The 830-nt window shown below is 66.1% G+C and carries 1 protein-coding gene; it reads right to left on the bottom strand.

The features are described 5' to 3' along the window. Window positions 1–7: 7 nt before the first annotated feature. The coding region (locus IE329_RS39990; RefSeq protein ID WP_190215985.1) for a p-hydroxycinnamoyl CoA hydratase/lyase at window positions 8–830 on the bottom strand (823 nt) is incomplete at its 5' end.

Here is an 830-nt window from a genome sequence, read left to right as displayed (position 1 = left end):
GTGAAGATCATGACGCCGCGTCCCCGCGACGGTAGGTGCTCAGGCCCGGCTGGAAGCTGCGCTTCTCGAACTGCTTCAGCGCCACGTTGATCCACTCGTTGCCGGTCAGACGCGACAGCTCCCACAGCTTCGCCTGGTCGTAGTCGATGGCGGTGGGCAGGTCGGTGGCCCGGTTGTGCTCGTAGACCTGCTTCGCCAGCTCCAGCGTCACCGGGTTCTTCTTCACCAGCTTCGCCACGATCCGGTCGGTCTCCGCGTCCAGCTCCGCGGCCGGCACGGCCCGGTTGACCAGCCCGAACTCACGGGCCTGCGCACCGGTGAAGGTGTCCCCGGTCAGGATGTAGTAGAGCGCCTGCTTGCGGGGCAGGTTGTTCGCCGCCGCCCACGACGCCCCGCCCGCCGGGAAGATCCCGAAGTTGATCTCGGACAACCCGAACAGCACGTCCTCGGACGCGACCGCCAGGTCGCAGATCCCCGTCACCAGCACCCCGCCGCCGAACGCGAACCCGTTCACCTTCGCCACCGTCACGGCGGGGAAGGCCTTCAACCGCTTGAACCACCGCAGTGCCACCAGATTCGTCCGGTAGAACAACTGCGGGTCCTCGTAGGGCCGCAGGAAGCACTCCTCCAGGTCCATCCCGGCGCTGAAGCTGTCACCGTTGCCGGTGACCACCACCACCTTCACACCGTCCGCGGCCTCGATCTCGTCCAGGGCCGTGTTCATGTCCGCATGCATCTGCGGATTCATCGCGTTCTTCTTCTCCGGCCGGTTCAGCGAGATCGTCGCCACCGGCCCCTCGATCTCCAGCAGCACGGTTTCCAACTTGATC

Source organism: Kitasatospora indigofera (genome assembly GCF_014655955.1).
Taxonomy (GTDB): domain Bacteria; phylum Actinomycetota; class Actinomycetes; order Streptomycetales; family Streptomycetaceae; genus Kitasatospora; species Kitasatospora indigofera.
Note: the sequence above shows the minus strand (reverse complement) of the source record. Positions and strands in the feature narration are given on the sequence as shown.